Source organism: Chitinophaga rhizosphaerae (assembly GCF_003958645.1).
In the GTDB taxonomy this organism is placed as follows: domain Bacteria; phylum Bacteroidota; class Bacteroidia; order Chitinophagales; family Chitinophagaceae; genus Chitinophaga; species Chitinophaga rhizosphaerae.
In genome coordinates, this window is sequence record NZ_RXLO01000010.1 from 134,766 (window position 1) to 157,417 (window position 22,652).

The following is a 22,652-nucleotide window of genomic DNA, read 5'->3' on the forward strand; positions in this document are numbered from 1 at the left end:
CAATGTTCCGCAGTGTGGGATGCGGCGTTTGCTGTATTTTTTGGGTGGGCGGGTTGTTCTTTTTTCCCCATTTGCCAATACTGGGCTATATCTATAGCCCTAGTGAACGTGGTCTGTCCAGCGGTCTGTCGTTAGCTTGCTGGAAGCTTTGATCTATGAAGGATTCTGTGACTTGAAAGGTGATGCTCATAGATCCGTTAACAGATGGCATTACCGTCATGTTCTCATGCGCCAGCGCGCGACGTAGCCCATCGGGATGCAGTAGGTTAAACTGCAGATACATACCAGGTGGCAAATTGCCAACTGTCTCTTGTAGCCTAAAACTTCGTCCAATTTCAATTTGCTTCGTGTCGTCTTCCAATATTATCTCGCGGAGTGCAGATTCTTCCGCATTGGGGCGCACTGTGCTGAAGTGTTCGGGCTTAAAAGCATCAAATACCGCCACGGCTGTGTCAAAGTCAAAGAATAGCATGCCCCTGTATTGAATGTCTCGATCATGCGGAGTAAGTCCGGTCCAGCCCTGTTTGATCCTGAAAACAGGTGATTCTATCTCCTGTCCTTCCCGTTTGACATGTTGGTTTGGCTGTTTGCCAGTGACAAAAGTTGTAAGTAGCTCCCTGCCAGCCAGTGGTTGCATATGATAGTTATCATCTACACTTGACAATGCGACAATCCTAACATTTTGCCTGGCGACGTGTGCAGGGTTGGTCACAGCAATTGCACTGGCAAATTCCCAGAGCAGCTTGGGCACCAAGGAGTTTTCGTAAAGTACCAGCGAAAGCTCTGGTCGATGCTCCTCAGTAGTATGCGTGTATTGCGCTAGCTCCATCCGTTTAACACAGTCTTGCACTTGCATTTGGGCTATAAGCGACCCGTCTTTATGTTGGATGCATGCTTTAGTGATGTGGTACCCCATATCTGTGGCTACCGGCACGTCCAAAAATAGCTGGGCATGCAGGTCGAGTAATGTTAAGACCGCCCCCTCCACGCTATCACAGTGGTAAAAGTCGTTGGCTTCGCGAACTACGTATTGCATTTGGTCCGTTGCATTTGGGATGTACTCGATTCGCACGACATAATCCGTTCCCTGCGCCTCGGTAGTTTCGTCCTGTCGAAGAGCTGTTGCAGAGATGCCTGAGATATGAAAGGGTGCGTCAAGTGCGTATTTCTCCCGGTAAGTATAGGACGCGAGCCGGATGTTGTCGCTTTGGGGATCGTATTGGGCCAACTTAAAAAGGTCGATGCCACTCTCCTCCTCCAGTCCCCCTATGGACAGGCCGCTAGACAGGTAGATCCCCGCTGGACAGTTGGTTCCTATGGGAACAACAAAAATATGGGCTAAGCGATCCTCGTCAAGGTGATTAATATAGGCGTGCTGGTATAGCACCGTATTTCGGTTGTCCGGGCAGTGCTGATCAAAACGGTATAAGTTGGTACGCATCAGCTGTGAAAGGCCACCACGAAGGGTAGAGAAGTAGTGATGCTCGACAAATTGTTTGACGGGTAACTTGGTATGACCATCTTCCGCCAGCTTGATATTATTCCCCTTGAAAGAAAGCTGATAAGGAAAATCCTGCTGCAGCGATGCACGCGCCGTAACGTCTGCAACCGCATATTGGTGAAGTTGTTGGTACCATTCAGTTGTTTTGAGGGCTCCCTCTTCCAGGTGGGCCAGTAGGACGCATCGTCCGTGTCCATTTTGGTCGGAGTTCGGGACGGGCATGCCGGAAAGCATGCCGAAAAAGTCAACATCATAGCCGCAATTCAGATAGATTCCGGGAGCGATCCTGGGGCGGTTGCCTGTCGGTCCATATGCGTCAAGGGATAGCACGCGCGAGCCAGTGAAAATGTCGGTAACCGTACCCAGGAGATTAAATTTTTCAGGCAGCTCGTTAATGGAATGGAGCCTGGATGTCAAGCCTTCCAGAATCAGGTCACTAGCAGCGGCCTGCAATGAAAAATAAAACTTCTCCTGCAGCAGAAGTTCGCCGAGACCCGCTTTGGTACTTGGTGTGTCGAGTCGAAACGGAAGGTGAGAATAAACTCCTTCCGGTCCCTGATTGTATGTATAGATGGAATATCCGTTTTCCATAAAAAAGCATTTTGCACGTCACAAATCACCACTTGCCATTCCGCTTGTTTTTCGAGCGTCCAAAGCCGAATCGACTATATGATCCCGGTACACCGCCAGGTCTTCAAGCTCGCGAAAGTAAGAAAGTCCCTTTTGTTGCATTGCAAGTCGCTCCCAACGAACGACATTTCGGTTAAACGCAGCATAAAGACCTGCAGGAAGTACTGAATGTCCACTCTGTTCGGTAAATCTGTAGGCTACTGGCGTTTTACTGGTGGCTGCTGATACGAAGGCTGCCGGAATCCAACGCGCGTCGCTCGGCACAAAAAAGCGCCGGGGAAGCAAGAAAAGGATATTTACAATGACCTCCAAGTCTGGCATTTCGAGAAAGTTAGGGACGACCTCGGCAATATGACGACCGTTCTGCCATCTGAATGTAAGCACGTACGCTTCGGAGCCGGGATCATTTCCATGATAATATTCATCTCGCTGTGGAAACGCCCCTTGTTCGCTGGCAGCCTGCTCGGTCCCAGGTAGATCTGTAATTGATGGGTTTTGTCTATGATACTCGCTTTCCATCGTTAAAATATTTGGTCTATGTATACACCAGGTCCAAGCCGAATCTAAACGCCAGTCCGCTTACCCATGTCCCGTTGTTCGAGTTCGCGGAATTCCCGGGCGTGACACCGGGCGAGTTGTTGGGGTCCCTGGATAATTTGGCGGAAGGTATGCACGTACTCGCTCGTCGCATTTTCAATCAGGAGGCGGTTATGTGCCTGGTCGGCAAGCCGCATTGCCCGTTCCTGAGTGTGATTGTATTGCAGATAGAACCCTGGCCTGAGGTTGCATTCCTGCACATCCTTGTAAAATCTTGAGACAAGCGTATTTCGGGTTGTTCGATCCACCAGGCTCGCACATAACAGGAAAGGCTCATCGGGTGCGTCTGGGTTGACACGGAAGAACTGCGTATCAAATTGAAGTAGCATGTCATGGGCAGCGTCAATGGATGGACAGGGAATAAAGTGCGTTTGCTTTTGGCCTGATTCGATTATTTTGTTCCAGAAAAGCTCAATGCCGTAAGTTGGGACGCCGGGTGGATGTGGTACCGGCTTTACCATGGCAAGCATCATATGCTGGTCGATTTTCAATCCGCTTGCCTCGATGAGCAGTCTCCGGAGCGCCGGAAATGTCTTAGGCGAGTAGTTAATAAACCCTAATGGGTCGATAGTGGCAACAGTGAGACTGTAACAGTTTCCTTCGTTAATCAACAAGCTGCCAAATGTGCTTTGTATCGCCGCGAACGTTGTTGGCATTACCGCAGCAAGCTTGTGCTCCATGGTTAGCATGATCTCAGTATCCCCTTCCGGGTCACGTGTTTTAAGTTGGAGCTCGGCAAGCGTTTGATTATCCAGTCTGACAACGAAGCGAGAGGCAATCACGGGGCGGTATGCGTCAATTTTTCTATCCTTCCATATGTAAAGGTCGGAGGTGACTAATTTGAGCAGTGCTCTTTCCACCGTGGTGTAATAGTGGTCGTCTGAACCCCACAGAAAGTTCCGCCCGGCGCTGCGATCGAATTCATAGTGACAGCTGAAATTGTAAGGAACGGGCACGACTTTGTCAAGGACGTGCTGGTCATTTGCCACTTCCTTTATGAATTGCTGTTGTTCCTCGGGTTCGATAAGTTGATACCCATTATCGTATTTGAAGTGTGCACGCAGCAAAACAGGGCTGCCCGGGTCATATTGATACGACGGCTCGAGGTAAATTTTAGCAATTTCGGCGAATTCTTCAATCGTAGAAGGAGCGCTGATATAAATTCCGGCAGACGGATACCCATCGGGAGCATCGTCGATGGACATAATGAGCATGGTTGCCAGTGGTTCGTTGGTCGGCCCTACAATGTAAGCACAGCCATGCGTACGGTCTGCCAATCTTTTATTGCTATATGGATTGAAAATGCGGACATCTTCCAGAAGCAATCGCTTGGCTGCCTGATATGGTGACTCGTAATAATGATGTTCAACGTAATGGTTTTGGTCCATGTGCCAGTCCGTTTTTCCTTTAAAAACCAGTTGATAGTTCATACCATAATCAGCTGCATGGCAAGTGGCCAGGTATTCTCTAGCCCACGCTTGCAAGAGAATGCAATTTTCGGTCAGTACTAGCTGGTTGAAATCATTGCTGTAGCTGGCAAGCTGTATGGAACAGCTTGAGTCGTTGTCAGTTGAACCGACAAAGGGAATACCGGTAACCAGCCGAAGCTTGGTCGCCGGCAAATCGCTTTCAAAATACACGCCATAGCCTTCCAACTGCTGGGTTCCATTGCCAGGCCTGTAAACCACGATTTGCCCATAAAAGCGGTCATGCATTTGGTCGAAAATATAGTGATCACTAACCATCCCGTGCCGGACCCGCCGGTCCATGCCGACGATATCAGCTGTTAACAGATGACAAAGCGCTATAGTAACCGAAAAATAGGCGTACTCTCCAGGCTTTACGTTTTGCGCCGCCTCGTCGCCTCCGTCTTGCCGGCTCGCCATAAAGGGTAAGTAATCATAGAGCCCGGTACCGCTCCGTTTTTCCTGTGTTTTTTCCATTCCGTTTTCCATATTCGGCCGTTGAGTATTTGATAAATGAGATGTAGGCGCTGTGATTGGAAGATCATACGCATCGGAATTCCCGACGTCTTCCCTCCTTTGAGTTGATACCCTACCAGAGGTATCCGCCAGTTAGCTGTAATTATATGGCACTATTTGCGGGGACCGAGATGTTCCCGATCCGGCCCTACGATTCTTTCCCGCTGATCATTTTTTTTTTGATCGTCATCGGATTTGTCTGATGCCGGCCCGATGGCACGGGTAGGGACGTTTTGGGTGTTGCTATTTCTTTCAGAGCGCTCCTGTTTTGCCATCTCGGTCAGATACCGGTCGTGTTTGACCAGTTCTCCGCTCCCATCTTCAATGGTAAACGTCTTGCGTTGAATGTTGACGTAGAAGTAGAGCATCTCATGCTCTGTTTTATCTACGGGAGGCACACCTACTTTGTGCCCCTTTTCAATGTCGCGCAAGAAACGCTCGAAATGTTTATCATCAGAAAATTCGAGGTTAAACCGGGAGATATCATTGCGGTGATCAAAGCCCCACCCGGCACCAAAGTTGCGCAGCTCGCGGGTGCCGTATTCGTTGGCGGGTTTTTCATAATTGACGATCAGCCACCGGCTATATGTTTCCTGCTGGTCCTTGGTTTCATCGTTTGTCCTGTAGTGCTTGAGCACGGCCCTGGGACGATCGACGGAATCCAGCAGGTTGAAGGCTTCGACGCGGGTGATCGCCTGGTTATTGTAAAATCGCTGGCGGCGGACGTCCCCGTCCAGTTCTGTCTTAAGGATATCCATTACGGATTGCCGGTGATCAGGTGCCAACAGCGGATCGATTACAGATTGATAAAGGGCTACGAGTTTGTAGAAAAGGCGCTGGTCGGTATCGTGCACCTTGATCAGGTCTGCGGTGAGTTCCTGGTCATATTTTGCCCGGATCTGTTCGTAGCCCGCAGTTGGGCTGCCCGGCGTATTCCAGGGTTGTGGAGGGGACTGGAGCCGTATTTCCAGTTCCTTGAGAGATATATCGCCAATTTGTAGGTCTGTGGGCATGTTTTTTACGATGGTGGCATCAAAACCATTGTAAAACCCCTTCTCGTTCAGGATGCGCGATTGAATAGTAAAAGCCATACGGTGCTCCAGCATCCCTTCTGCATTGGTTGCATGGAATCGGTCCTGGTGCTCGAGTTTGAATTCCGTCATGCCGGCGGCTACCTGCAACTGTAGCTGGTCATTGATCATTTCGAAGCCTGCAAATTTGTGTTCTTTGCTAAGCCACTCAACGGGATTGTCTGCCATAAAATAAAGTTTTAAATGTTTTAAATGGATTTCTCTTGTGTTGGTGGATGGGGACACGGCCATCGCCTATCTGAGTTTTGGCGAGGATTCTGCCCTGGGCGGGTCCATCAGTACCCGATGCCAGGTATGGCGGGGCGGAGGCTGAGCGGGGCCGTCGTTGCGCAGGGGTAGCACAAGGTCACCATTATTGCCACCTGGGTTCGGTGCTGCTTTGCCGATGATACGCTGGGACCTGTTAGCCGACTGGCCGTCCTGGAAATCATCGGGAAGGATTCTGCTGCGGTGGGCATCTGGAGTCACGCCGGGAGGCCTTTGGGGCTGCTGGCTAGCGGTCTTTTTTTCACGATTCCTGCCCAGCCCCCAACTTCTTTTTGCCTTTTTTACAGATGGTGGCCGCTGGGCAGCCGGCTTGTTCGGGACTGCCCGTCTTTTGTCAATCCATCGGGAAATGAAACTTCGGCCCTGCCCTGGTAATAATTTGTTCGTAAGCCAATCAACCAGCCGCCCTGTATTCTTGAGGGCAAAGTCTCCGGCGGAAGGAAATATCCGTAACGCATGAACGAGCAAAGCTAGGGGCCAAGGCATGCTACGGGCGGCAAAGGCCATCATACGCTGCGTACCGGTCAGGATCGAGCTTGTTGCATGTAAGCCGATTCCAGCGGATTTGGCGGCCAGCCTCGCTCCTCGCATGAGATAATTCGAGCCTGTCTTCTGGGCAAAGATTTCCCGGTTGGCTTTGAGGGTAGCCAGCGAAGCCCGCTCAAAAGCATTCAGGTCAGGTAGCTTTTGGGCATCTTTGAGAATGTTATCCAACAATTCGACTTCTTTGCGCCAGAAGCGTCGGCTATTTGCCAAGTCGGGATTTCTATCGAGGTCCTGCTGATGCAGCCGCCAAAAGGCGTCGACCTCCCTTTCGATTCTGTTTTCCATACACACCTGTTTGTTATAGATGAGCCAATGAAGCGCTGGTCCAAGCGACTGGCGAACACTATTGTCCCAGTATCGGTTGGGCTTTCAGAATGTCATCGCCTACGACCTTAATGGCAAGATGCCGGTCACCATTTTTCTCGAAAGCCTCGATCATGAAATATTTATCATCTGCTATTGTGAACTTCTCGAAAGCAAGAACCATGGAATATCCGGGTGTAAAAGCCCCAATGATGGGGTTTTTCTGGTAGGTGGTTGACAGCGGCTTAACCTCCTTTTCCATTTGGGATTTCCGTTTGATTTTGCGCCGATCTCTTTGATAGCAACGGATAAAATCGATTTCAAATGGAACGCCAGATCCATTAGAGATGCCCAGCTGGAAAAATATTACGCCATGGCTGAGGTAGATTCCGCGGACCCTCATTTTCATGGCGCCGTTGCTGTTTGAGGCAGGTCTTTTTCGGTGGCCACCGAGTTCAGTAATAAAAGCACTCGTTTTGAGGATTGAAGCGTCATCCATTCGATTGGGCAGAAATCGAACGGCGGGAGAAGCGGCCGGGCTCGGCTGGCTGGCGAAGTCGAAAAAGTCGCGGACGGGGTGCAAACTGAAAGAAACGTCGAAACGGTACACCCTGCCGTCGGTCGTAAATATGGTGAGGTTGGTAGGTTGCAGGCTGTCAGAGGCGGCCTTCACCTTAATCACATTCCCGACACCATCCACGGGCTTGGCGAGGATTTGTGCGCTACCGCGATCTACCCCATTTTCGGCTACAGCCGCAGGTAATATAATAACTGTTGTGCGCTGGGTCGACAATTCAATGTGGGTGGTAACCACTTCTGTAGCGCTGGTGATAAAGGGTGATTGTGCTGTTGCGGAGTGCAAGGCACATGCGATCGCACAGAGAAATAGAAAAATGCGGGTGAGCATAATCGTGTTCATTTTAATTTTTTTTTGATTTTTATTTGATAGAGTTTCCGTCACGTAACAGCAGTGGATAATCACTTTTGATGGTTACCCGAATGAGCTTGACCTTTTTTGTGAGGAGGTTCTTGGCAGCTTCGATGCCGGCGGCCGTGGCTTGGGCGCCCAGGGATGGATCAAGGCTGCTCATGGAGATAGCCTGGATGGCCTCGTTGGTTCCTTGTTTGGCTGCATCTCGGGTAATACTGCCGGGAATCCGAATCCCAGGCAGGCCGTCAAGGCCGTAGGCAACCAGGCTAACCGGATAGAGCACTTGTCCGTGACGTAGCGTTGTAAAAGTGCAAAGCAATCGTTCTCCATTAAGCGTGCATTTGCCATAAAGGAAAGTGCCCGCCGATATGCGTTGTCCCTGGATAAAGACGTCCTGGGCGATCCGGACTTTGAGCGTAGATCCGCTGACCAGTGTTTGATTCTCATGCACAACGGCTGCGATGGAAGGCTCCAGGTTAGCATCTGCCACGGCCGTTTCGGCGGAAAGCTCAAAGAAACCCTCAGTTTGTGGTGGAGAGACACGTACGGGTAGCGCTGTCCTTGCACCGATTGCTGCTTGCCTTTCCCCGAGCATAGGGTCAATCAGGCTGCGATCTCTGAGCGGTGCTACATGGAGTCCCTTGTCCTGGTGGGGTTGCTGTTTATCCATGCGCTCTTTGACCCGGTTTGGGTGCTGGATGTCGAGGACCTTGTCCAGCATGCCATTCATCATCGAGAGCTCCGGGTCTCCCTGTGTAGGGCCTGTGTCCTGCTGCAAGGCTGCCATGGTGGTCTCCAATTGCTTGATGACAGATTCGTCAGGACTGCTCTGGCTGGTAAGATCTACAGATGGCTCCGGCTCTTTTTCAGGCTCATTAATCGCTTTTTGGAGGGCAGCGAGCTTACGTTCAAGCTCATCGGCGGGGTCCGCTTTCTTAGCCCTGCCCTGGCCGGAAAAACTTCTGCCCACCCTTGCGCGGCTGCCGGAAAAAGGTGAAAGCACCCGACCCTGATCGTCTATATCAGCTAACCCTTCCGATGCCGTTTGATCCGTTTCCAAATCCTGTTCGGCCTGCTCAAAAAGGTTCATTGATGAATGCCGCTCCTTGCGGCGGCTGGCCGAGTCCTTATCGTCGGCCTGGTAGAGCGTGAGCTTGTCTTCAGTTTTGTCCTTGAGCTGGGGACTGGGCAAAAAGGTATTGAGTCCTTTGGCCTCCGCAACAGCTTTTGCGTCGGCAGGCGCCGATCCACCGCCAAGGGCATAGAAGAGCATGGCGGCAAAAGGAATGATGACCAGCGGCGCTGCCAGCAGTACTTTGGTCTGGCCGGGACGATTGGTTTGGTTACTCATTTGATTGACTTTTAATGAATGGAGGAATGATGATGGGGTCCAGCGTAGGAAAGATGGCGCGCTCTACGCGCAGAATAGAGTCGAGCAGGCCGGGTCGGTTGCGTTCCAATTCCATGATTTCATCTCTTCCCGCCGGCGTGGACAGCAGGCTATCCAGCCGGTGTCGCAGCTCTTTAAATGCGATGCTGTCGCGCTCATTATATCCGGCACGGGCCTTTGGCGTTATCCAGTAGGATGGAATTGGAGCGATTCTCGCCTTTTGGGCTGTGGACTTCACCAGGCGGCTGTTGTCAAATGCGCCGGTGGCTAGCAGCGTAGTCATAGCGGCTGTGAACAGGATTAAAAAACAAATTTTATCACGTCTGCTCCAATTCGCTGTACGCTGGTTGAGTCGATCTGCCAGTCGGTGCTGCGCACCAGTCACCCTACCTGAGATTTTCTGTACAAATGGTCCTAGCAGGCCGGGCTTGTTTTTGGCTTTTAGTCTCTTCCACATAGCTTAACGGTTTTCGAGGTGGAGGTCCTTGTTTTCCAGCGTCAGCCATTTCTCGATCAAAAACCCGTGCGGATTGTTGTCGGTACGTTCCACGGTACGTAGGTAGCCCTCGGTAACGACGCTGCGTGTAAGGATCGCCGTTGACCGGACAATTTGCTGCTTGCCATAGTAGCGCCAGTAATACGGGTAATGCGCCATGGAGAAGGAAATGGAGTCGCAGGTAATCTGTTGGCTGATATTGCCACGGATGATACCGGCGTAGTAAGATTTTTCCTTCAGGTCATCGTACTGGGCCTTGGCGCTCCTGTCGGCCAGGTAGAGCGCTTGTCGGATATTAGTTTCAATGGCCTTATCGTCGGGAGAGAGTGTGAAAAATAGCGAGTGGAAAGTCTTTACATGATCCCGTGCTTCCACGGGTATGTTTTCCTGGCGCGTACTGCTGGTGGCTACCAGCACTTTGCCGTCGGCAATGACGTACAGCTTCTCGGACATCTGATTGGCCATTTGGGCATATCGGGCCACGCCGTAGCCCATCAGCGCCGTATAGCTGATGATGACCACTATCATAAACAAGCGCGTTTGTTTGAAAGCAGAATCGATATTTCTGAGATGTTGCATCGCTAAATTGTTGGGTATGTTGCCGTGTTGAATTGATTATTGGAGCTTGTCACGGAAATAGCCTGATGCCGATGAACTGGGGCCATAGCCGCCGCGCATCTGAAGATTTTGGTCACCAAAAGCATCCGCGGCCATGCCGGTGGCCATAGCAGCCGAGCTGCCAAAGGAGTTGGCGCTGCCAAATGATAAATTGGTGATTTTACTAGTGATCAGCGATCCGCCTCCAGCGTTTACTATGAGGTTGGCCATTGACGGAACGGTGAAATAAGCGACAATGCCGATGAGCATGAAGACCAGGTAACCCACGTCGCTGGTAGTAAAAAAGGTATCACCGTACTCTTGCACCTGCCCGATGTCGATTTCAATCATTTTTTCCTGGATCCTTCCGAGCATGGCGCCGAGAATATTGGCCACCGGCAGCCAGAGATAAAAGTTGACGTAGCGGGCTAGCCAAACCGTCAGGCTATGATGGAATCCGTCGAAAACAGAGAGGGCAAAAACAAACGGCCCCAGCATAGCACAGATAAGGAGATTGAACGTCCGCAGGGTATTGATGCATAAAGCGGCAGTCTCGTAGAGCAGCTGTAGTAAAAAGCTCAAGATATCTTTAAACCAGTTTTTGAGGCTGTAATAGGATTTGCTCATGGCAAATTCAATGTCATTGCCAATGCCGCCGAATAGCCCCTCGTCGTCAATTTCATCGGGATGCGTGTATTGCATCCAGACATCGCGGTCCCCTTCTCCATCATTGACGCCATACATTTTATAGGACATGGAGTTTTCCATTTCCTGCTGGCGCTTGGCGATTAGTCGCTCTACGGATGCATTGGTTTCGTCCACGAGCTCCTGGGTGGCTGCTTTGGTTGGGGCTAGCACCCCTTCCATCAGCCAAATAACCTGGTTAAAGAAAATTATGCACCACGTCAGCACGAAAGGTCTGAGCAAGGGGAAGAAGTCTATGGCCTCCGCGTTAGCAATGTGTTTCCACACACGGTAGCCGATGTAAAAGACCGCCGCAAAACCAGCGATCACCTTGCAGGCACGCAGCACATCGCTACTGAAGACGAGCATTTCCTGGAATAAGTCATCCAGGATGGAGTGTAGGCCACGGATATCTTCCGGCAACCCCTGCGCAAATAGAAAATGTGGTGCTAACAAGAGCAGGCAGGCTATGAGGAGCGTTTTAGGAGACATAAAGGATAAGCATTGAAAGTTTTAAATACATGGAGCAGCTATTCGATGTCGTGGAGGTTCTTGAGCGTCTTGAGCTCAGATTGGTCTCGCATCCGTTCAATGGCCAGCATCGTTTGTTGGTTGTTGAACCGGCGAAGAAACATGAGCTGCTTTTCCACGCCTGCAAATACGCGGTCGATGGCATGGATGCGCTCATCATCACTCATGCGAAGTGTCCGGGCAGTAACGATCATGAGCAGCTCGTCCAGGCTTTTAAGGCCGTCATCCAGCAGCCTCCCATACACTTCGGCCAGGTATACGAGTTGTTCAGGTTTGAAAGCGCCCGATCGTTGAAAGCGCCGGTAGGCAGCTTTGTATTCCTTGATGATGCGTTGCTGGTAGTCTATGATTTGGACCACGCGTCGGTATTTCTTTACTGTGGGACTGACCAGGGTGAGCGCATCAAGAAAGAGGTCATGGAGCTCGAAATTGCCGCTGGTGACGATTTTGATCTTGGTATAGCCGTCGGAGACGATTTTATAGCCGTCATACATCCGCTGCAGGATTTCCCGCAGCTGATTGAGCTTTTGGATATTGAGGATGAGTACGGCGGTTTCATGTTCCTGTGCCCTGGTAGGCAATGGAACTGACAGGGAGGCAACATGGGCAATGAGCATTGCTGAGAACAGGTGTCTCATAAAAAAAGAATTGGAGCGGTTATTTGATTTCGTGATAGCTGCGCAGCACAGCGCTTTCGGCTTGCTCGCCCTGCATGGCGGCAGCTTTGCCCATGACATGGGCATAGTAGGATTTGATAAAAAGGACCCGTTTGCTGGCGTAGGACTCCAGTGCATCGATTTTTCGGATCCGCTCGTCGTCGGAGAGCTCCAGGTCACCGTCCCTGAGAACGGTCATGAGCTCATCCAGGCTTGCCGTCATGTCCGAACGAAGCTTTTGGAGCGTTTCTTCGACATACCGCTTATCGTCGTCCGAGAGTAGTGGGTGTTGGTTTGTACGTTTGAGCAAATCTGCCGAGGTCCTGGCGATATAGGTGTGGTGGTCGATGATCTTGCGGACAGCGGGGTAGTTTTTGATCTGGCGGTTGACCAGCTTAAGGGACAGGTAAAAGACGTCATGAAGGTTGAGCTCACCATTTTTGGCCTGTTGGATGAGCTTGTTTCCCTGGCTCACGAGCTTATAGCCCTCTTTGACGAATCCGAGATAGACCTGGAGCTCGGCAATCTGCTGGCCGAGATACTTGATTTCAGTCTTTTTCTGCTTGAAGAATTCGTTCCAGGTAAAGCTAACCTGGGCGCTGCATGAGAGGGAGACTGTCAAAAATATGACGGCACCCCATAGCCGCTTTTTCATGATAAAAAGCTTTAACGTGTTTGAAAAATGATTTTTCAACACGTCCGGGCTGTGGAAAGCCTGCGCAGGCTACCGGCGCCGAAATAATCTTCCTCGTAGCATATCTTCCCATGGCCGTTTGGGCTGGTAATACCGGATAATCACGGTTTGTGATGCCAGTATCTCATGGTTAGAGTGGAGGCGGATGATGTCGGGCCGTGGCGCATTGTGGGAGATGTGCTGCTCACGAACCTGGAAACCTTTGATGCGATCGTAGGAAACCTTGAACGTAACCTTTATGTCGTCGTAGGGTGTGTGGGTGATAATGGATAGGGCCAGATCTGCGTACTTCGGATGTCGAAAATCGGCAGCTAAGGCGAGTAATAATTGATCTAAAAAGACCGCTCGACCGCGTGCGCCAGCTTTCATGTCCGCCAGAAACCGCCCGCGGTATCCTTTTGCCTCCATTAAGTCCGTAAACTGGGTACAATGCTCTGTGTACTGATCCATGTGTGCGGGCTATTGGTTAATACCATAATAAGCGCGTAGCGTAGCCAGTTCAGACTTGTCCCTTGCTTTTTGGATGCGGGCCAACACATTCTGGTTGGTGAAGGACCGGATATCATTGAGGTTCTTTTGTACACGGGCGTCGGTCTCGGCGATGATCTCCAGGCGGCGCGCATCCCCCATTTGGGTGGAAAAGGAGTTGATCACGCTGGTAATCTGGTCTATATTTCGGATACTTTCGTTCAAAATGCCCAGGTACACTTTCATCATGCCCTCGATCTGCTCGGGCTTGAAGTGCTTGTCTCCGGAAAACAGCTTGACGGCTCTCTTGTATTCCTGAAGGACCTGGAGCTGGTTCTCAACGATTGCCTTGGTCCTCTTATAGGTCGCTATGGCGTTCTTCACCTTCCAGAGCTCATCATAATAGGAGGAGAATAGCTTGCGTTGTTTCTCCGTCCACTGGAAGATTTCGTCCAGCTTGAGCTTTGCCATCAGGTTCTCCAGCGCTTTTTGGACGTTCTGCAGTTTGATGGTAGCATTTTGCAAACGCTGCACTGCGAGGTCCATCGCTTTGAGCACTTTCTTTATCACCGCGGTAATGACCTGGCTTATCGGTTCGGCATGAGCCGGACGCGGCGTGACCATCACCAAACCTATCGTCAAGGCGATAGTCAAAATCAACTTATTCATGGTCGAGGCATTTTGCTATTGAATTGCCTCTGCATGTGCTCTATTGCTACTTCCGGTTGTAGATATTTCCCCCACTGTGGAGTGTGCCCTTTGCGGGGTCAATGTAGAAGACTTTTTCCGTCTCGTCGACTAATATGGCGCCTCGATCCTTATCATATACGCCGACGCCACTGGTGACTTTATAGGAATTAGGTTTGTCCTTTTGAACGTACTCGATCCCGACCCGGCGCTCGTAGCGGTACGAACCCATTTCCGAACCGTCGATGCGACTCAACACGATGGTATCGGCAACGCTGACAATATCGGAGGTGTTAGCCCGAACATAGGTGCCGGCAATTTCTTCTGCTGCTGGCCGTAGGAACCGGTAAATCAGCAGGACGCAAACGCCCACAACTAACAGTAAAAATACCATTATGAGGTTACGCATATGTGTGAAGGTTTTAGTGTTAAAAATGCAGCAAAGACCTATCCAAATTTCTAGTTTCCGGATCTCTAAGCAGACTTTTGCTCTTTTTCCTTCAAATCGGATAATAAAGCACGAATCCCCATTTTCAGGTCGCCGCCATAACGGCTGGCGTATTGCTGTACCATGACTTTTTCTCTTTCCTCTGTCGTATAGGCATAATATTCCGCCGGTGAAGGCTCAAAGCCGTACACTTTCATAACTTGTCCGCTGAGATCGACGTAAAACTCCCGGTATCTGCGCCTGGGATCGTTCGCCTTGTTGAGACTAAGAACCATCATCTTCCCTTTATCCTGCATTCCTAAAGTGGCCTGAATCTGGTCAAAACGGTTGGCGAACTTGCGCATATCCAGCAATATTTTACAATCGGCGTTGTTCAGGATTGCCTCTTTGATGATAGGGCTGGAAATCACGTCATCAATTTCCTGGGATACCACGATGGCCTCACCAAAAAACTTGCGAATCGTTTTATAGAGATATTTCATGAACTCGGCCATACCCGCTTTTGCAATAGCCTTCCAGGCTTCTTCGATGGTAATCACCTTTCGGATGCCTTTGAGTTTTCTCATCTTCGAAATGAAGTTGGACATAATCATCAAGGTTGTAACTGAAAAGAGGATAGCATGGTCCTTAATATTGTCCAGCTCATATACTATAAACCGTTGGTGCAAAAGGTCAAGCTTCTCTTTTGCATTCAGCAGGTAGCCGAATTCCCCATCGGCGTAGAATGGCCTTAAGACATACAGGAAGTTGGCGACGTCGAAGTCCTTCTCCTTGACATCCTGACGGGTAAGGATGGCGACATATTCTGTCTTTACCCATTCATAGAACGAGTCGAAGCAGGGGAAAATATCCGGATGAGCGTCCAGATACTCGTAGTAATAATGAAGCGCATTGGAAATGGCCACATATTCGGAGCGCCGGAATGTCTCGTCGTCTTTTTTCCAAAGGGCAAGGATGAGTGTTTTAAGACTTTCTTTAAACTCGGTGTCCATGACGTCGCTGCTGTCTACGAAAAAGGGGTTGAATTTGATGGGATCCTGCTCCGAGTAGGTAAAGTAGTACCCGCCCACCAGGTCGCAGAGCCCCTTGTAGCTATGGCCAACATCGACGATAACGATATGGGCGCCCTGCTCATAATAACTACGATGCAAATGATTCATTAGTAGCGACTTACCACTCCCCGACCCTCCAAATACCGCCTTATTCCGGTTACTGACGGTCCCTTTGCGCATAGGCTCATCCGATATATCCAGCCAGATGGGCCTTCCGCTCCTGTCGACCACCCTGAGCCCGAAATCACTTACGGAATCCCGGTAAGTCGACTCCATGGTAAAAAAACAAGCGGCCTGTTCTGCGAAGGTATCCAACTGCTCGTTGTCAGGCAGATCCGCCTCGTTGCCGGGCATACACCCCCAAAAGATTTGCGGGGCGCCCGTGATCTCCTGGCGGGGATTGGCATCGAGCTGAGCGAGCGCGGCAGCAGCCTGGTTGCGCAGTTCTTTGAGCTCGGAGGCCTTTTCGGTCCAGATCATGAGGTTGAAATGTGCCTTGACTGGCTGGCGGCCCTGGCTAATGGCCTCGTTCAAAAAGGCGTTGACGGCATCGCGGCTGATCGAGTTTTCCCGGGAGTAAGCGCTAAGCGACTGCAGGCGAAGCCTTTTGGATTCCAGCTTCTTGAGCACCTTTTGGGTGTCCTCTACAACGATGACCTGATTGTAGATATGATTGCAGGAAAGGACTTGTCCCAACGGAGCGGCAAAGCCAATGGAATATTTTGTTTTGTCGGTCGAGTACTTATCGTAGGTAATGCGACTACCGACGACACTGGGAAGGTCTTCCACATCTGCCATGGCAAATACCTGGACGTGCTTTTCCCCTATCATGAAATCAGGCTTGAACCGGATGTCCTGGACAAGTGGCTTTTCCTGGTGATGGTGTAAAAACAGGTACCGCTCAAGAAGTCCGACCTCCTCGTCGGTACCTGCGAGTTGCTCGCCCGTTAGGCGTTCCACTTTAATCCACCCTCCGTCGCTGAGCAGCCTTGCAAACTGCCCGAGTCGATCCTGAAAATCATTGAACGCTTGCCCGGAGAGCATTTCTTGGGGGATAAGGCTTGGTCTAAGCAGATTGGAAAACAACGAGGTGGAGATCTTCCGACCGGTGGCCTTGCGGGTGATCATGACATAGCAGTCATGGTCTAACACAGGACGCTCATGAAAGAAACGGTCACTCTCATGCTGAACAAAAGTTTTTTCCTGCCCGTTTTCGAATTTGCTCATGAATTTTGCCTCGACAAACCAATCCTGCTTGTGCAGGATGGTGCCGGCCGGCAATATTTTGATGGCTCTTACCCAGGTATGGTGAAGGCCTTCGTATTCGTCCGAGGACAGGGTGAAGAGCTCGGGTAGCTCTACCTTGAAAACGGCCGTCAGGTCCCCCTGTTTGCTGACCAGCATATCCTGCTCCACCTTGTAAATGGGTAGCAGATCAGCAAGATTTTTGGTGTTATGCCTGGCTTCACGCAGATGCAGCATCAGTGCGGCAATCACCAGTATGGCTACGACAATGAGAAATGCCATGATCGTTTACGATTTGCGAAGCCTTATAAAAAGGAGCCTGCTACTTGAAGAAATGGCGGAGGGAACCCGTTTGGATGCAGCGAGCTTCATCAGCCCGTGCACGCCATACGTGCGCGACAGACGGTACACCTGGGAGAACAGCCCACACCCTAGTACTCCGATGACCCCTATGAGCAGGTAAAGGTTCACCCCCGCCAAATAGCTAATCGAAAACAAGATCAAAAGGAGGCCAAGTCCGGCACCGAGATACCATATGTATTGTGCTTTCAAGCCTTTGAATTCAATGGGCTTATTGATACCCCGATTGATCTCGTAAACGATACTCATTTTTATAAAGCTTTTTGTTGATAGATAATTAGATTACGGGCGCGCTTATCCGATAAAGAAGCCTTCGAGGATGGCGGCGACTACGATCAGAAAAATGCAGGAGCCAAACCAGCTGGCGGCCACTTTGCTGGTATCCTGGTCTCCACTGTTCCACTTATTGTACACCTTTACGGCTCCAACCAGGCCAACGACCGAGCCGATGGCATACATCAGGTCGACCCCAAGCTTGAAATAGGAACTGACTTCGTCGATGGCGTTTTGGAGGCCGGCATCCCCACTTTGGGCGAGTACCGCGTTGGCGGAAAAGAGAAAGCTTGAAAAAGCCAGATATACAATAACTGTAATATATAGCCGCACTTTGGGGCACATAGAGGGCTTGCCACTATTAGGTAACATAGTAGTGAGTTATAGCAATAGTGGTATGAGCACCGGCCGCCGCTTGCATGCAGAGTTTGTCAAGCGTGATACCGGAAAGCACTGCGAGCCGGGCCCATACACTTATGTGAATGAATATTGTTTAGGCTTGGTCTTGCCCTGATGTGGGCCATAGGTTTGCGACTTGGGCGGGACTAAGTGTAATGCCACAGTCCTGCCGGGCGCATCGGATGATGAGCTTGTCGATTGCCTGTCGATGATGAGGATTGCTTAGTGTGGGATATTTTTGGAGTGCCTGTCGTAAAGTCGTAAGGAGAGTATCTTCTGTAATTGCTATGCCAAGTCCTGCGGTCAGTTCGCTCATTTCCATCGCCATATTTTCAAGCGCCAGGTACTGCCCATCGTCTTCCTCCGTATTATCCTCGAAGTCTGGAAAGATGTCTTCCTCGGCTTCATTGTCCAGGGGCATATACGGAAGGTGGTTCGGATCGGGTGTTGCAGCCAGGTGCTCACCGGAGGCCGGTTGTTCTTCCCGGACACTCCAGATGCGCCTGGCAGGCGGAGATTCATCCGCCTCAACTTTGGGCGGCATAGGCCTGCGTCCCAGGATGTGATGGCGTAGCACATAGAGTATCCACACCAGGCTGCAGCCGCCAACAAAAAGAGAAAATTCAAACCAACTAAACTGAGATAACATGATCGTTTGTTTTGGGTGTTGTTTGTTTGTGACATCACAAAAGTGGCCCAACTGGCATCCGTTTTATCCTCGATCCTCCTATCTCGGAGTTATTTTTCTATAAAGCGTTTAAATCATCCCGATCGTACCTGCGCTCCAGCGCGGTTGGCAGGGAGGACAAAAACGGCGTCCTACCCTTTTTCCGCATACGGTTATCCTCATGGCCGCCATAGAGGTTGGAAATATGGAAATGGAAAACAAGCTGAAAATAGTCGCTGATGTGCTTGACGTCACGGACTTCACTGCCAAATGCTTTTATTTCGAACAGGACGTATATCAACTCCGTGGCGGCAGATTGGGACAATTGCCACTTCAGCGGCGACAAGCCGCCTTTATCGGTCTTCGGTTGTTGAAAGGACCATACACGTTTGTCTAAATGATCTTCCAGCAGCTTAAACCCAACAAGCCTGGCTTGATCATAGCTCCTAGGGGCTCGCAACTGGGGATCCGTGAGCAGGATGTCCGCCACATTGGGTGGCTGGTGCTGTTCCCAGCGACGGAAGTAGAGCCCGTCCAGGTAGGTGCCGCCCAAAAGATGATAACGATAGAATTCCCCCATTTCCTGGTAAGCGTGGTCGATGCGGCTATAAGCCTGTTGATAGTAGGCAATCTTCTCGTCGACCGACCGGGTGGGCAGATGTTGCTCCAGGGTGAACACTTGCCCATAAAAGAAAAGCCGCCCCTCCAATTGGGCTTGTTCGTTTTTGAAATAGTTGATCTCGGAGGCCTCATCTGGAAAGGAACTGGCACGAGCCCAGGCATGTAATTCACGAAGGTGTTTGCAAACGATGTCAAGACAGGTAGCATAGGTGCCCAGCTCTCCAGGAGCGGGCATGGAGAACTTGTCCAATTCCTGGTCCATGGCGGCCAGGATGGACTGGGGACGATTCAACTCCATCGTAGTGTGGTTTTAAAGTTGTGAACTAATTGGGGGCGGTAGTTCATTCAATGGGCCGGATATGCGGGCAAAGGTTTCGTAAATGCCAGGGGATTACCAATAGGGGTAGGCTACTAGCCCCCTTTCATGAAAGGATCAAAACGCTATAAACCAACTTTTTGCAGAACAAAAAAATGCAGCTGATTAAAAAAGAAAGACTGAGGGACGATAATCCAATTTGTAGATTGGGCCGGCGTGAATTTACCGTTTCGGCGACAATAAAGAGTCGAAAGGAAAAAAAAGCGCCGGCTAGGACGAAGAATTTCCTAACCGGCGCTCGGTTGTTAAATAATACTTTAATCTGACGGATCTACTAAAATTACAATCGATCGTACTGGAACATCACGAAAACAAGATAGGCGCCGGTAGACACGGGCGCCCTTACATTCATATTTTATGAAAAAGTCCTAAATAGAACCTACTTTAGAAGGCCCCGCACACTACCCTTTTGTTTGTCAAGGGAGTCAATCGTCTTTCCCACGGGTGCCTGGCCAGGATTGTAAAAATGGGGTCGAAAACTCTTGGAACTGACGTCTTCAGTCCCAACGGTACTAAAATGGGCGCAGAACATAGTGATGGCATCTTCGTTGTTCTCAAATTTGAAGTAATCGGAGTCCATTCCGCTTCGTAGCCATACCGCCGCCTCCTTTGTGGATGCGTTCAGCCTGATTTTTTTCAGTTTTGGGGCAACGGGCAGACCATCCAGCACACCATTCTCCAACTTGATCATGGTCTGCAGATAGGCGATTTCGTTGGTTAGGTAGTTGTTGAGCTGGTCTACGGCGGTCTCTATATTTCGCTCAAGCCCCACCCCATCTTCTACAGCCACCTGATTCTGGGCCTTGATATACCAATTGAAGGTTTGTAATTGAAAAAGATAAAAGTCCTTATCGCTTTTGGGGGTATCGAGCTTTTTATCCCACTGCTCCGTCAATTTTTCCTGGAGCCGGCGGATGCAGTAATGGATGTATTGGGGTTGATTAAAATTGATTCCCAGCAGCGCTTCGTGCATCGCCCGGTTTGGCTCATCCGGCTTTCCTTCCAGTATGACCTCCAGTTTTGATAGTATTTTATCGAAATATCTCAGTTTTCGGTAGGAAACACTACCACCATTCTTCACCATTGCCCGAATGGGCGTGAGCGCGAAATCGATCACACGCGGATCGGTCCCCTCCAGCTCATAAAGTTTTTCGAGGCCATCCATTCGTTTTTTGAAATTACTGACGGCCTGGTCGACACGGACAAATGGAGCCAAGAGATCAAAATCAAAGTATTTTCCATATTGCTCCTGCAAAAACCGTAGGAAAGTATCAATTTCACCGCAAGCTTTGGTCAACACTTGTCGATAACCCACGCGACGGCTCTCTTTAAACACATATCCTGATCTGTCATAATACTTGGAAAGGCGTTGACATAAGTTACTGGCGAAGCTGGCATGGTGATAAACCCAGGCGTCCAGCGTGGCCGATGAGCTAAGGCCTTCAACGGAATCGAGTAGATAGAGCCGGAGCTCGGTTAGTTGTCGCCTGATTTCCTGGAGGAGCTCGTCGACAGAGCCGTTTTTCATTTCTGTGAGGTACTGTCCTTCTGGGTCGAGTTGGGCGCAGACGATTTCGTCAAGACGCCGGATAAGCGCATTATTCGTAGCCATAGGCAAAAGGTTTCTAATGTTGAAGCGTGTACCGCGGGCAAGCCGCGGCCACAACTTCGTTGCAATTGATCGGGCGACAGTAATGCAGTACTGTCGTAGTTTACATCGGTACTAAGAATCAGAGTTTAACCAAGTTAATGAGATGTCATCTTAGAAACACCCCTTCCGAGTGCCATTAGACACCTTCCGTCACTGCTGCCGACTGACGCGTTACGGAAGCCGGCGGCGGCAAGGGCTCCCTTGAGCACTTCTTCCTCATTACCTAATACCGCGTAAAGAGAGCTGACCTCCTCAAATCCAAGGAAAGCCTCAGCTGCGTTTTTTAAGCCATCGGAAAGGTCTATAAGAGAACCACTGTGCGAATACTTGATATACAGTAAATGAGCGCCTGGAAAAGGGACCGTAACTTGCGCCAGGGGCGAATAGGCTTTCACGACATCTATCTGGCAGATGGCTACAGCGCCTTTCCAGACAACGAACGCCTGCATGTCTCCTCGCTCAGCTATATCCTGATAGGACGTTACGAGCGCGAGGTACTCTTCCCTGAGCTCGTCGGATCCGCCACTGTTGTGGCCTTCCCATTCAAGAATTATCCATTCATCTCTTTCTATTTGAAAAAGAGACACTTTCCATTTTTGATAAGGGTTGTCAGTGCCAATTCCGGAAGGGTAATCGTAGTACTCCTCAGGCTTAAGGGGCTGACAAAGCGAATTTAGGCGCTTTGACTCCATGGCAAAATCGGTTAACAACGTCGTTTGAAACACGTGGTTGAATTTTTGGGGTGATGCAACAAATTCGGAGCCTTTAACCAAGAGAAGTTAGGGAACGGATGGGGAGTGTGTAATTGATACCTGTAATGCCTTACCAACAACAGGCAAACGAAAATAATAAAAACTAGATTATAGAAAAATTAAAAACAACACACATAAGGGTTAGTACTTAAAAACACAGAAAAATGAAAACTTTTTTTGGAGGCTACCTATCTCAGCATATTCTGACATTACCTTTACCCTCACAAGCAAACGAAAAACTGTTAACGATGCGCCTTATCCTAATAACACTTTGCTTGTCGGCATGCATTGCCGGCTGCAAAGACAGAAAACAAGAAGCAGAACTAGCAAAGAAGCTTGCAACACTCCCTCAAGTAAATACTTTAGCCCTAGATAGCACAACTGTCATAAACATCACGGAAAAGTCAAAAGGTTTCCCGGTGGTTGTTATGTTCTTTGACCCAGATTGTCATACCTGCCAGAAGGAGACAGAACTGCTAACTACGAAATACAATGAGCTCGCCAACTTAAAGATTTACATGTTGAGCATCGAGAATACGGAAAAGCTCAAACAATTCTCCAAACACTATAGACTAGAATCGTTTCCCAATATCACCGTAGTGAAAGACCATACCTACTCCCTAATAAACACCTTTAAAGTAAAGTCGATTCCCAGCATGCTGCTTTATGACGAAAACCACAGGCTCGTGCAGGCCTACGAAGGTGTCGCAGATTTTAGCAAAATCAAACAATTAATCGGAGCTACCCTTTAAAAAAG

At 49.9% G+C, this 22,652-nt stretch carries 23 protein-coding genes; 1 reads left to right on the forward strand and 22 read right to left on the reverse strand.

What is annotated here, in order from left to right; genetic code table 11:
• Nucleotides 1-91: 91 nt before the first annotated feature.
• The 22 genes from EJ361_RS21105 to EJ361_RS21210 all read right to left on the reverse strand — a co-directional run bounded on the left by EJ361_RS21105 (nt 92) and on the right by EJ361_RS21210 (nt 21,835).
• Nucleotides 92-2,092: a hypothetical protein gene (locus tag EJ361_RS21105; protein ID WP_126248026.1), complete on the reverse strand. Its 2,001-nt coding sequence runs from the start codon at nt 2,090-2,092 to the stop codon at nt 92-94.
• An 18-nt stretch (nt 2,093-2,110) separates the two neighbouring features.
• Nucleotides 2,111-2,650 (reverse strand): hypothetical protein, encoded by a 540-nt coding sequence (locus tag EJ361_RS21110; protein WP_126248028.1) that lies wholly within the window; start codon nt 2,648-2,650, stop codon nt 2,111-2,113.
• A gap of 44 nt (nt 2,651-2,694) precedes the next feature.
• A complete protein-coding gene (locus EJ361_RS21115; RefSeq protein WP_164714351.1) occupies nt 2,695-4,671 on the reverse strand; it encodes a hypothetical protein in 1,977 nt (658 codons plus the stop codon).
• 152 nt (nt 4,672-4,823) lie between these two features.
• Nucleotides 4,824-5,969 (reverse strand): hypothetical protein, encoded by a 1,146-nt coding sequence (locus tag EJ361_RS21120; protein WP_126248032.1) that lies wholly within the window; start codon nt 5,967-5,969, stop codon nt 4,824-4,826.
• Nucleotides 5,970-6,035: 66 nt separating this feature from the next.
• The gene (locus tag EJ361_RS21125; protein ID WP_126248034.1) at nt 6,036-6,899 is read right to left on the reverse strand and encodes a hypothetical protein; all 864 of its coding nucleotides are present in this window, start codon (nt 6,897-6,899) and stop codon (nt 6,036-6,038) included.
• Nucleotides 6,900-6,957: 58 nt separating this feature from the next.
• Nucleotides 6,958-7,836 (reverse strand): DUF4138 domain-containing protein, encoded by an 879-nt coding sequence (locus EJ361_RS21130; RefSeq protein ID WP_126248036.1) that lies wholly within the window; start codon nt 7,834-7,836, stop codon nt 6,958-6,960.
• Between the two features lie 19 nt (nt 7,837-7,855).
• Nucleotides 7,856-9,199: a conjugative transposon protein TraM gene (gene traM / locus EJ361_RS21135; RefSeq protein WP_126248039.1), complete on the reverse strand. Its 1,344-nt coding sequence runs from the start codon at nt 9,197-9,199 to the stop codon at nt 7,856-7,858.
• Entirely contained in the window at nt 9,192-9,695 is a 504-nt protein-coding gene (locus EJ361_RS21140) for a hypothetical protein (RefSeq protein WP_126248041.1), read from the reverse strand. The genes traM and EJ361_RS21140 overlap by 8 nt, the downstream gene beginning before the upstream one ends.
• Nucleotides 9,696-9,698: 3 nt before the next feature.
• On the reverse strand, nt 9,699-10,313 hold the full coding sequence (traK, locus tag EJ361_RS21145; RefSeq protein ID WP_126248043.1) for a conjugative transposon protein TraK: 615 nt from the start codon (nt 10,311-10,313) through the stop codon (nt 9,699-9,701).
• A gap of 36 nt (nt 10,314-10,349) precedes the next feature.
• Nucleotides 10,350-11,507: a conjugative transposon protein TraJ gene (gene traJ / locus EJ361_RS21150; RefSeq protein ID WP_126248045.1), complete on the reverse strand. Its 1,158-nt coding sequence runs from the start codon at nt 11,505-11,507 to the stop codon at nt 10,350-10,352.
• A gap of 38 nt (nt 11,508-11,545) precedes the next feature.
• Nucleotides 11,546-12,184, reverse strand: a complete 639-nt coding sequence (locus EJ361_RS21155) for a TerB family tellurite resistance protein (RefSeq protein WP_205687073.1) — start codon at nt 12,182-12,184, stop codon at nt 11,546-11,548.
• Nucleotides 12,185-12,203: 19 nt separating this feature from the next.
• Nucleotides 12,204-12,857, reverse strand: coding sequence for a hypothetical protein (locus EJ361_RS21160; RefSeq protein WP_126248047.1), 654 nt, complete (start codon nt 12,855-12,857; stop codon nt 12,204-12,206).
• A gap of 69 nt (nt 12,858-12,926) precedes the next feature.
• Nucleotides 12,927-13,346, reverse strand: a complete 420-nt coding sequence (locus EJ361_RS21165; protein ID WP_126248050.1) for a hypothetical protein — start codon at nt 13,344-13,346, stop codon at nt 12,927-12,929.
• A 9-nt stretch (nt 13,347-13,355) separates the two neighbouring features.
• Nucleotides 13,356-14,033, reverse strand: a complete 678-nt coding sequence (locus EJ361_RS21170) for a conjugal transfer protein TraI (RefSeq protein ID WP_126248052.1) — start codon at nt 14,031-14,033, stop codon at nt 13,356-13,358.
• A gap of 46 nt (nt 14,034-14,079) precedes the next feature.
• Entirely contained in the window at nt 14,080-14,460 is a 381-nt protein-coding gene (locus EJ361_RS21175; protein ID WP_126248054.1) for a hypothetical protein, read from the reverse strand.
• Between the two features lie 65 nt (nt 14,461-14,525).
• Nucleotides 14,526-17,078 (reverse strand): TraG family conjugative transposon ATPase, encoded by a 2,553-nt coding sequence (locus EJ361_RS21180; RefSeq protein ID WP_240646699.1) that lies wholly within the window; start codon nt 17,076-17,078, stop codon nt 14,526-14,528.
• A 6-nt stretch (nt 17,079-17,084) separates the two neighbouring features.
• Nucleotides 17,085-17,405: a DUF4133 domain-containing protein gene (locus tag EJ361_RS21185; RefSeq protein ID WP_126248056.1), complete on the reverse strand. Its 321-nt coding sequence runs from the start codon at nt 17,403-17,405 to the stop codon at nt 17,085-17,087.
• Nucleotides 17,406-17,450: 45 nt separating this feature from the next.
• A complete protein-coding gene (locus EJ361_RS21190) occupies nt 17,451-17,801 on the reverse strand; it encodes a DUF4134 domain-containing protein (RefSeq protein WP_317126947.1) in 351 nt (116 codons plus the stop codon).
• A gap of 121 nt (nt 17,802-17,922) precedes the next feature.
• Nucleotides 17,923-18,477: a hypothetical protein gene (locus EJ361_RS21195; protein ID WP_126248058.1), complete on the reverse strand. Its 555-nt coding sequence runs from the start codon at nt 18,475-18,477 to the stop codon at nt 17,923-17,925.
• A 97-nt stretch (nt 18,478-18,574) separates the two neighbouring features.
• Nucleotides 18,575-19,414 (reverse strand): RteC domain-containing protein, encoded by an 840-nt coding sequence (locus EJ361_RS21200; RefSeq protein ID WP_126248060.1) that lies wholly within the window; start codon nt 19,412-19,414, stop codon nt 18,575-18,577.
• A gap of 457 nt (nt 19,415-19,871) precedes the next feature.
• Nucleotides 19,872-21,104, reverse strand: a complete 1,233-nt coding sequence (locus tag EJ361_RS21205; RefSeq protein WP_126248063.1) for a hypothetical protein — start codon at nt 21,102-21,104, stop codon at nt 19,872-19,874.
• Between the two features lie 134 nt (nt 21,105-21,238).
• The gene (locus EJ361_RS21210) at nt 21,239-21,835 is read right to left on the reverse strand and encodes a hypothetical protein (protein ID WP_126248065.1); all 597 of its coding nucleotides are present in this window, start codon (nt 21,833-21,835) and stop codon (nt 21,239-21,241) included.
• Nucleotides 21,836-22,059: 224 nt separating this feature from the next.
• On the opposite strand from EJ361_RS21210, the gene EJ361_RS21215 reads away from it, so the two are divergent.
• A complete protein-coding gene (locus EJ361_RS21215; protein ID WP_126248067.1) occupies nt 22,060-22,647 on the forward strand; it encodes a peroxiredoxin family protein in 588 nt (195 codons plus the stop codon).
• Nucleotides 22,648-22,652 lie beyond the last annotated feature (5 nt).